Origin of the sequence: Microbacterium sp. CH1, from assembly GCF_001595495.1 — a bacterium.
In the GTDB taxonomy this organism is placed as follows: Bacteria; Actinomycetota; Actinomycetes; order Actinomycetales; family Microbacteriaceae; genus Microbacterium.
Window position 1 is genome coordinate 1 of sequence record NZ_LOSO01000007.1, and the last position, 9,474, is coordinate 9,474.

A 9,474-nucleotide genomic window follows, 5' to 3' on the forward strand; every position below is an offset into this window, starting at 1 on the left:
CCACCGCGTCTCCAGCCGCGTCCGCGAGCTCCTCGGCTCCTCCACCGACGCCGACTGACTCGTCCCATCCCCGGCCCGCCCCCGCCCCGCCCCCGTCCGGTCTCGTCCTCGCCCCCGCCCCGGGCCTCGCCCCCCGCCCGCGCCCTCGCGCGTCCGCGGGATCAAAACCGCTCCTCCCCAGCATCCCCCGGGCCCGTTTTCGATCCCGCAGCAGCGGCGGTCGGCGGAGCGGGATCGAAAAGGCCCGTCCGGGACCCCCGACGAGCCCGTTTTCGATCCCGCAAGCGGAGTGGCGGACGGATCGGCGCCGACGGTCCGACCCGCGACAACAGGAGGGGCCTCATCGCCCGAGCGTGCACGGAACCGACGGTCCGGCGTGGGATGAAGAATGCTCCTGCGAAACGCTGACGAGGATCGTTCTTGATCCCGCACCGAGTGGTGCACCGTACGACCGTCCCATTGTCAGCAAGTCCCGGGAGCGGAACCGTCTCCCGGGTGCGGCTGGATCGATAGCGTCCCTCCCCGGTGCGTGCCGCGCCCGCTTTCGATCCCGCCCGGGCTTTGCGCGTCGGCTCCCGTCGCTCCCCGGCTAGCGGGATCAAGAAAGTCCCTCTCCAGTCCGTGCCAGGCACGTTTCCGATCCCGCCACGGGCTTTGCGCCTCGGCTCCCGCCCGGCCCGGGGGTGACGGGATCAACAACGTCCCTCTCCGGTGCCTGCCGGGCCCGTTTTCGATCCCGCCGCGGGCCCGTCCGCCCGGTCCCGGGGCGGGCCGGATCACCAGGGTCCCTCGCCGGTGCCCACGGCGCGGGATCGAAAACTCCCCCCGGCGGCGGCCGAGGGGAGTGGTTTCGATCCCGCAGCACGTGCGGGACGCGGGAGGGCGAGAGTCAGTCGCCGAGGGCGGCGGACACCACGGCGCGGGCCTCGGCCTGCACCTCCGCGAGGTGCTCGGGACCGCGCAGGCTCTCGGCGTAGAGCTTGTAGACGTCTTCGGTTCCGGACGGGCGCGCGGCGAACCACGCGTGCGGAGTCTGCACCTTGAGGCCGCCGATCGCCGCACCGTTGCCGGGGGCGTGGGAGAGCTTCGCGATGATGTCCTCTCCGGCGAGGGTGGTCGCGGTCACCGACTCCGGGGCCAGCTTGCCGAGCGTCGCCTTCTGCTCGGGGGTCGCCGGGGCGTCGACGCGCTGATACGCGGAGGCGCCGAAAGCGTCCTCCAGTTCCGCGTAGCGCTGCGACGGGGTCTTGCCGGTCACCGCGAGGATCTCGGCCGCGAGCAGGCAGAGGAGAATGCCGTCCTTGTCGGTCGACCACACGGAGCCGTCGTGGCGCAGGAAGGAGGCCCCCGCCGACTCCTCGCCGCCGAACGCCACCGAGCCGTCGAGCAGTCCGGGCACGAACCACTTGAAGCCGACGGGAACCTCCAGCAGACGCCGCCCGAGCGACTCGGCCACGCGATCGATGATCATCGACGACACGAGCGTCTTGCCGACCGCGGCCTCACGCGGCCAGTGCTCCCGGTGCGAGAAGAGGTAGTCGATGGCGACGGCGAGGAAGTGGTTCGGGTTCATGAGCCCGGCGTCGGGGGTGACGATGCCGTGCCGGTCCGCGTCGGCGTCGTTCCCGGTGAGGATGTCGTAGTCGCCCTTCTTCGCCACGAGCGCCGCCATGGCCGACGGGGATGACGGATCCATCCGGATCTTCTCGTCCCAGTCCAGGGTCATGAAGCGCCAGGTGGGGTCGACCTCGGGGTTGACGACCGTGAGATCGAGGTCGTGCATCTCGGCGATCAGCGACCAGTACTCCACCGACGCGCCGCCCAGCGGGTCCGCGCCGATGCGCACGCCGGCGCGGCGGATCGCCTCGATGTCGATGATCGACGGGAGGTCGCGCACGTAGGCGTCGCGGAAGTCGTATCCGGTGATCGCGTCCCAGTCCACGTCGGCGAAGCGCTCGCGGCGCACCTCGGTCAGGCCGCCGGCGATGAGCTGGTTGGCGCGGTCGGCGATCCAGCCGGTCGCATCGGTGTCGGCGGGACCGCCATGGGGCGGGTTGTACTTGAAGCCGCCGTCGCGAGGCGGGTTGTGCGAGGGGGTCACGACGATGCCGTCCGCGCGGCCCGGGTCGTCGGCGGCGCGGTCGCGGTTGTACGTGAGGATCGCGTGGCTCAGCGCGGGGGTCGGCACCCAGGAGTCCCGGGCGTCGACGCGCACGTCCACGCCGTTCGCGAGCAGGACCTCGATGGCGCTGCGCTCCGCCGGGAGGGACAGTGCGTGGGTGTCGCGCCCCAGGAAGAGCGGACCGGTGATGCCCTGCGCGGCGCGGTAGTCGACGATGGCCTGCGTCGTGGCGAGGATGTGGTTCTCGTTGAAGCTCTTGGTCAGCGACGAGCCGCGGTGCCCGCTGGTGCCGAACACGACCCGCTCGCTCGCGACATCCGGATTCGGCACGCGGTCGTAGTAGGCGGCGATCAGCTCGTCGACATCGATCAGGTCACTTTCCTCCGCGGGGAGGCCGGCACGACTGCTCATGCTCTCAGTCTGCCCCGTGTGACGGATGATCGCATCCGCCTTGACATGCGGGATGGTGATGAGTCACCGAGGGATAGGCTGAACGCCGTGACTTCACGCCGCACCTACAGCTACCTCGGACCAGCCGGAACCTTCACGGAGGCGGCGCTCGACCAGGTGGCCGAGGCCAGGGGGCAGGACTGGCGACCGGTGCACAACGTGGGCGAGGCGCTCGCGGACGTCCTCGAAGGGCGCAGCGACGCGGCCATGATCGCGATCGAGAACTCGATCGAGGGCGGGGTGTCGACCACGCAGGACGCGTTGGCGACTCTGCCGGGACTCCGGATCATCGGCGAGTACCTCGTGCGGGTGAACTTCGTCCTCGTCGCGCCGCGCGGCACCACTCTCGACCAGGTCGAGGTCATCGCCGCGCACCCCGTCGCCTACGCGCAGTGTCACGGCTGGCTCGGCGAACACCTCCCGACCCACTCGCATGTGCCGGCGGCGAGCAACGTGGCCTCGGCCATCGGCGTCCTCGACGGCACCTCGCCCGCGCAGGCTGCGATCGCCGCTCCCGGCATCGTGCAGCACTATGACGTGGATGTGCTCGCCGAGGGCATCGGCGACAACGCGGCGGCCGTGACCCGGTTCGTCCTCGTCACCCGCACCACGCGGTCGCCCGCGCCGACCGGTGCCGACAAGACCTCGCTGATCGTCGAGCTCCCGCACGACCACCCTGGTTCGCTCCTCGAGATGCTGGAGCAGTTCTCGACGCGCGGCATCAACCTCTCGCTCATCGAGTCCCGTCCCATCGGCGACGAGCTCGGCCGGTACCGGTTCGTGATCGACGCGGACGGTCACATCGAGCACGAGCGGATGGCCGACGCGCTGCTCGGGATCCGCCGCTTCAGCCCCCGTGTGGTGTTCCTCGGGTCGTACCCGCGAGCCGACCGGCAGATCGTGCAGTATCCCGACCGGTATTCCGACGAGATCTTCATCGAGGCCCGCGACTGGCTCCGCGGCATCCTCTCCGGCGAACCCGAGTCCTGACCCGCCCGCACGCGCCCGCCCCGGGCTGGCGGGATCGATAACGCACCTCCTCACCGCGGTTCCCGCCCGCTTTCCATCCCGCCCGCCGCCCCGATCCCCACCCGCTGGTCGCGGGATCAGAATCGCACCTCGTACCGGCTCGGGAGGTGCTGTTTCGATCCCGCACGACGAGGAGCGGGTCAGTGCTCCTGGAACCGCGGCCAGGCGCTGCCAGGCAGCATACGGGCGTGTAGCGCGCCCTTCGCGGAGGCGAGGCTGGGATAGGTCCCGGCCGCCGCGTCCGCTCCCGCCATGGTCACCACGTAGCCGTTCTCGTCGTGGCGGATGCTCCCCACCACACCGTTCGTCCCGTACGCGACCCAGAGTGCGAGTGTCTTGGTGCTCATCGTCGAACCCCTCTCTCTGCCGCCGAGGCTACGCCTCCGCGACATCCGGGGCCAGCCCCCTCATCGGGGACGGGACCGAACGCCCATCCGTTAGTACGCCTCATCCCCGGATGCCGTGGCGAACCGTGAGTGCGCGACGCACACGGGCGGCGAGGGCGGCGCCACCGTCGCGCAGATCGAGCTCGGTGACGCGGATCACGAGCCATCCGTGATCTTCGAGGTCGCGCTGACGCCGGATGTCGATCCGCCATTGATCACGGTCCGTCCGATGGCCATCGCCTTCGTACTCGATGGCGATGCGGTATTCGGGGTAGGCGAGGTCGACCCGGGCGAGGAAGCGTCCGTCCACGGAGACGGTGTGCTGGATCGCGGGCTCCGGGAGGGCGAAGCTCGTGAGGAGCAGCCGGGTCTCGGTCTCCTTCGGCGACTCGACGCCCGGTCGTGCGAAAGCCAGCCCATCGCGTATGCGACCGCACCCGGGGAACCGCCCCCATCGCGTCAGCTGTCGATCGATGCTCTCGATGGTCGCGACCGGCCGGCCCATCCGCAGCCCCGGATAGACGTCGGACGATGTGACCAGCGCATCGAGCGCCACGACGATCGGCGTGAACACGAACTCCCGCGCGCAGAGGAACAGCGCGCTGACCGGATCGACCGTCGGAACCCCGTGGATGTGCCATGTGTCTGCGCGCCCCGGGGCGATGCGGCGCCCTCGGACACCGACCGTCCTTGGCGGTGAGGTCCCGGTGTGCACGGCGACGTCGAGGGGCTCATCGGGCGACCATCGGACGGGCGCGGGAAGCCCCCACAGCCGGAGGGCCGTGCGTCCGGCGAATGCCTGGCCATCACGGAGGCGCGGAAGGTACGCGGCGACGCGATCGTCGAACGTGGCGGGTTCGTTTGCCGACCGCACTCCGGCGAACGGCCGTGCGAGGTCTCGGCTGGAGTATCTCTTCCGCCCGACCCCGATGGCGGCGGCGTCACGGACGGCGAAATGAGGGCCGAGGTCTGGGGGGAGAGGGATCCGGTGTCGCATGGGTCCATGCTGTCCGTGCAGGGTCGCCGTCCGGACGGCCGGTCATCCTCCGCCCAGCTCCTGTGGACAATTCGAGTCGACCCGCGATTGTGGCGGAGGTCTCTTCCTCGCGCCGGATCAGAAGTGTCCCTTCAACGATGGTCGAAGGCACGTTTCCCGTCCCGCGTGCCGAGACAGCGAGAGGCTCCCGGACGGAGCGAAAGAGCGCGTTGCGGGACCTGCCGGACCCCGTTTCCCGCTCGCACGGAGTGGTGTGACGACGACGGCAGGCGCGCGGGATCAGAAAGGTGCCGCGGGAAGCGCGCAAGGGAGCGTTATCGATCCCGCACCAAGTGACCGACCGGACGCGGGATCAGAAAGGCGCCGCGAGAAGCGCGCAAGGGAGCACTATCGATCCCGCAGCGCGGATGCAACCGGACGCGGGAGCAACCGGACGCGGGATCAGAAACGTGCCGCCCGGGCCGCGTGGGGGAGCGTTATCGATCCCGCGACGGAACGCCCGCGACGGAACGTGCCCGCGACGGAACGCCCGCGACGGAACGCGCCCGCGACGGACGCCCCCGCGTGCGACTCACGCCCCCGCGACGAGCTCCAGCGTCTGAGCGCGCCCGGCGGCCGAGTCCTTCGGCTCCGCGTCATAGGCCCCGGCGACAGGGGAGAGCATGACCTCGTCCACCCCGTAGGCCGACGCGAAGGAGCGCACCTCGGCGGCGACCGACTCCCCGGTGCCGACGAACCACCGCGACCGCGCGGCCTCGACCACCTGATCGGTCGCGGCGTCGTGCTCCGCGGCGAGGGCCTGCTCGACGGTCTCGAGCGCGACGAGCGGCTGGTTGAGTCCAAGTCGCGCCATCATCCGCAGCTGCGGCAGGGCACGGGCCTCGGCCTCCTCTGCGGTCGGGGCGGCGACGGCGTTCACGGTGAGGAAGGTCCGCGGCTCCGGGTGCTCCTCGCTCGGACGGTAGTTCGTGCGGTAGAGGTCGAGGGCGCGTTCCAGGCCCTGTCCGGAGAAGTGGTTCGCGAACACGTACGGCAGGCCGAGCGAGGCGGCGAGCTGCGCGGAGTAGTCGCTCGACCCCAGCAGCCACACCTCGGGCACCCCGGTCGCGGCGGGGGTCGCCCGCACGGTGTACTCCCCGCCGGAGGTGAAGCGCACCGTGGCACCGTCGGCGGTGAAGAGCGCCGCGATGTCCTGCACGTGGCGGGGGAACTGCTCCACGTCGCTGGTGGTCCCTGACCCGCGGAGGAGCTGGGTGATCACGGGGTCGCTGCCGGGCGCGCGGCCGAGGCCCAGGTCGATGCGGCCGGGGGCGATGGCCTCGAGGGCGGCGAACTGCTCGGCGACGATCAGGGGCGCATGGTTCGGCAGCATCACGCCGCCGGAGCCGAGGCGGATGCGCGAGGTGCGCGTGGCGGCGGCCGCGATGAGGACCGGCGGCGTGGTCGACGCGACCGCGGGCATGTTGTGGTGCTCGGCGAACCAGTACCGGCGATAGCCGAGCCGGTCGGCGGTCGCGGCGAGGGAGAGGGAGGCGGTGATGGCCTCGGCACTGGTCTGGCCGGAGCGGACCGGCACGAGGTCGAGGACGGAGAGGGCGACGTCGTTCATCTCCGGATGCAACCTCGGCGGCCGCTCCGGCATTCCCTACGCGGCGAGGCGCGAGGCGGGGGTGAGCGCGTCGGCGAGCGCGTTCCTGGCGAGGCGATAGCGGATGAGCCAGGCGGCGCTGAAGCTCTGTTCCGGCAGGTCGTGCAGCGCCGCACGGTCGTGGTTCGGCAGTCCCTCCCGCGCGGCTTCGCGCAGGAGGTCGTCGCGGGTCGCGGGGTACTCCATCTCGGCGAGGAAGCGGTCGAGGGTCGGGGAGAGTGCCATGGTTCGTCCTTTCCGTGAGAAGAGGAGGAGAGGGGTGGGGGCGGTGCCGCAGCACCGCCCCCGGGTGATCAGGCGTCGATCGCCTGGCGCTGTTCGCCGGATTCGACGACGATCTTGCGCGGCTTCGCCCGTTCGCTGACGGGGATCACGACCGACAGGACACCGCTCTCGTACGAGGCGCTGATGTTGTCGAGGTCCACTCCGTCGCCGAGCGAGAACTGGCGCAGGAACGATCCGGCGCCGCGCTCGCGGGCGAGCCAGCGCACGCCCTCGCGGGTGTCGGCCGTGCGCTGTGCGCGGATCGTGAGCTGCCCGCCGTCGAGGTCGACGTCGATGGAGCCGGGGTCGGCGCCGGGGAGGTCGGCGTGGAGGATGTAGCGGTCCCCGTCGCGGTACAGGTCCACCGGCATCGACCGGGGCGCGCGCACGGAGTCTAGGACGCTCGCGGCGAAGCGGTCGAGCTGGCTGAAGGGATCGAAGGTCAGTGCCATGAGGTGTCTCCTTTCGTGCGGCCCTGCAAGGGCTGAGGTGGTGTGCAGATTATCTGCACCTGAGGTATAGATTTGTTATAGAACACACGCAGGAATCTTCGCAACCCCGATCCGGAGACGAGGACATTCATGACCGCACGCGACTCGCGCACCCCGCTCTACGGCATCGCCGTGGCCGCGCAGCTCGTCGACCTGCCCGAGGCGACGATCCGGCTCTTCGAGAGCAAGGGCCTCCTCGCGCCTGCCCGGAGCGACGGCGGCACGCGCCGGTACAGCGACGATGACATCACCCGCCTGCGTCGCGCGGCCGAGCTCCGTGGCGACGGCATCAACATCGCCGGGATCGCGCGGGTCCTCGACCTGCAGGATGAGAACGCGGGCCTCCGGGAGGCTCTCGACGCGGAGGCGCCGGAATGCGAGCGCTCCGCCCGCGACTGACGCCCGGCGGACAGGGGGCGCCGACGACGCCGCTACGCTTTCCGCATGGAAGCCGGGATCTTCTACGTCCTCGTCGGAGCTGTCGCCGTGGCGGCCGTCGCGCGATCGCGGGGGTGGCCGGCCCCGCTGCTCGTGACCGTCGTCGCGCTCGCCGCCTCGTTCCTGCCGTTCGTGCCGGAGCTGGAGATCGACGGGCACCTGCTGCTCGGGCTCGTGCTGCCTCCGTTGCTGTATTCCGCCGCCCTCGACGTATCCTTCGTCGGGTTCAAGCGCAGCCTGCCGCAGATCCGCCGTCTCGGGATCTGGCTGGTGCTGCTCACCGCGTTCGCCGTGGGGCTCGTGGCCTGGTGGATCCTGCCGTCGCTCACGCTGCCCGGCGCGTTGCTGCTCGGCGCCATCGTCGCCCCGCCGGACGCGGTGTCGGCGGCGGCGATCGGCCGTCGTCTCGGTCTACCTCGCCGCATCATGACGGTACTGTCCGGGGAGAGCCTCATCAACGACGCGACCTCGCTCACGCTCTACCGGGTGTTCGCCGCCATCCTCGCCGGGGCGACCGTGTCGATCGGGGAAGGCATCGGGCAGTTCCTCCTCGCGGTCGGCGTGGGGGTGGGCATCGGGCTCGTCTTCGGGATCGTCCTGCATCAGCTCCGCATGCGCATCGGCGACCCGGTGGTGATCGGCACCTTCGGTCTGCTCGCCCCGTTCGGCGCGTACAACATCGCGGAGCACCTGCTCGGCTCCGGCGTCCTCGCGGTCGTGGCCATGGGACTGTTCGTCGGCTTCAACGCCCCGCGCACCGACTACACGACCCGGCAGCAGGAGGCGCCGCTGTGGCTCTCGGCCGACCTGCTGCTGGAGAGCTTCGTGTTCGCCTACATCGGCCTCCAGTTCCCGCGGGTGCTCAGCGATCTCGGCAGCGAGTCGGTGGGGCACATCCTCCTGCTCTCCGGCGCCGTGCTGCTCGTGGTGCTCGTCGTGCGGCCGCTCTACATCTACCCGATCAGCGCGTGGTCGAACTTCCAGGACCGCCGCCGGCTCGCCCGCATGGATCGCGGCATCGCGTCCGGGGAGTTCGACGAACGGCGACGGCGGTCCCGGCGATGGCGCGATCGGAGCACGGATGAGCTGCGGACGCAGATCGTCCGGGAGCGCATGGCGGGCCTGCGGCTCACGTGGAAGGACAACGCGGTCATCTCGTGGGCCGGCATGCGGGGCGTGGTGACCCTGGCGATCGCGGTGGCCGCCGCCGATCTGGCCGGGCTCGACACCGAGGCCGCGCACGCCATCGTCGTCGTCGCCTTCATCGTCACCGTCGGCACGCTCCTGCTGCAGGGGCTCACGCTGCCGCTGCTCATCCGGCGGCTCGAGATCGCGGGGGACGAGGAGCACGCGGAAGACGTCGCGGCGCTGGAGATGGTCAAGGCCAAGAGCCGCGAGGCCGGCAAGGCGTACCTCGCCGAGAAGCGCCGGGAGTGGGAGCAGAAGCACGGCGAGGTCGACCTCGGCATGTTCGATGCCTTCACCAAGCGCATGACCCGGGTGGAGAAGGACACCGACGACGCACAGCAGGTCGAGGACACCGTCGCCCGCCCCTCCTATGACGACCTCGTCGCGCTGACCAAGGGATGGCTGCAGGTGCGGCGGGAGATCCTCGTCGCGGAGCGGGACGCCGGCGAGCTCGACGAGGA

The 9,474-nt window shown here is 70.9% G+C and carries 9 protein-coding genes; 3 read left to right on the forward strand and 6 right to left on the reverse strand.

Annotation, left to right across the window (positions count from 1 at the left end; all coding sequences use genetic code 11):
• Window positions 1–889: 889 nt before the first annotated feature.
• Window positions 890–2,533: a phosphoglucomutase (alpha-D-glucose-1,6-bisphosphate-dependent) gene (gene pgm / locus AUV07_RS03205; RefSeq protein WP_062633837.1), complete on the reverse strand. Its 1,644-nt coding sequence runs from the start codon at window positions 2,531–2,533 to the stop codon at window positions 890–892.
• A gap of 45 nt (window positions 2,534–2,578) precedes the next feature.
• Between pgm and pheA the strand changes: the two genes are divergently transcribed.
• Window positions 2,579–3,562 carry a prephenate dehydratase gene (gene pheA, locus AUV07_RS03210; protein ID WP_062633839.1) on the forward strand — a complete coding sequence of 328 codons (984 nt, stop codon included), beginning with the start codon at window positions 2,579–2,581 and terminating at the stop codon, window positions 3,560–3,562.
• A 179-nt stretch (window positions 3,563–3,741) separates the two neighbouring features.
• Here the strand turns inward: pheA and AUV07_RS03215 are convergent, their stop codons facing one another.
• The 5 genes from AUV07_RS03215 to AUV07_RS03235 all read right to left on the reverse strand — a co-directional run bounded on the left by AUV07_RS03215 (window position 3,742) and on the right by AUV07_RS03235 (window position 7,348).
• A complete protein-coding gene (locus AUV07_RS03215) occupies window positions 3,742–3,948 on the reverse strand; it encodes a hypothetical protein (protein WP_025105466.1) in 207 nt (68 codons plus the stop codon).
• 100 nt (window positions 3,949–4,048) lie between these two features.
• On the reverse strand, window positions 4,049–4,984 hold the full coding sequence (locus AUV07_RS03220; protein ID WP_062633840.1) for an endonuclease domain-containing protein: 936 nt from the start codon (window positions 4,982–4,984) through the stop codon (window positions 4,049–4,051).
• 571 nt (window positions 4,985–5,555) lie between these two features.
• Window positions 5,556–6,593 (reverse strand): LLM class flavin-dependent oxidoreductase, encoded by a 1,038-nt coding sequence (locus AUV07_RS03225; RefSeq protein ID WP_062633846.1) that lies wholly within the window; start codon window positions 6,591–6,593, stop codon window positions 5,556–5,558.
• A 36-nt stretch (window positions 6,594–6,629) separates the two neighbouring features.
• On the reverse strand, window positions 6,630–6,857 hold the full coding sequence (locus AUV07_RS03230) for a DUF2795 domain-containing protein (protein WP_025105469.1): 228 nt from the start codon (window positions 6,855–6,857) through the stop codon (window positions 6,630–6,632).
• A gap of 68 nt (window positions 6,858–6,925) precedes the next feature.
• A complete protein-coding gene (locus tag AUV07_RS03235) occupies window positions 6,926–7,348 on the reverse strand; it encodes an Hsp20/alpha crystallin family protein (protein WP_025105470.1) in 423 nt (140 codons plus the stop codon).
• 129 nt (window positions 7,349–7,477) lie between these two features.
• Between AUV07_RS03235 and AUV07_RS03240 the strand changes: the two genes are divergently transcribed.
• Window positions 7,478–7,786 (forward strand): MerR family transcriptional regulator, encoded by a 309-nt coding sequence (locus tag AUV07_RS03240; RefSeq protein ID WP_062633848.1) that lies wholly within the window; start codon window positions 7,478–7,480, stop codon window positions 7,784–7,786.
• A 45-nt stretch (window positions 7,787–7,831) separates the two neighbouring features.
• Window positions 7,832–9,474 (forward strand): cation:proton antiporter (locus AUV07_RS03245; RefSeq protein WP_062633849.1); only part of this gene is annotated, 1,643 nt, incomplete at its 3' end.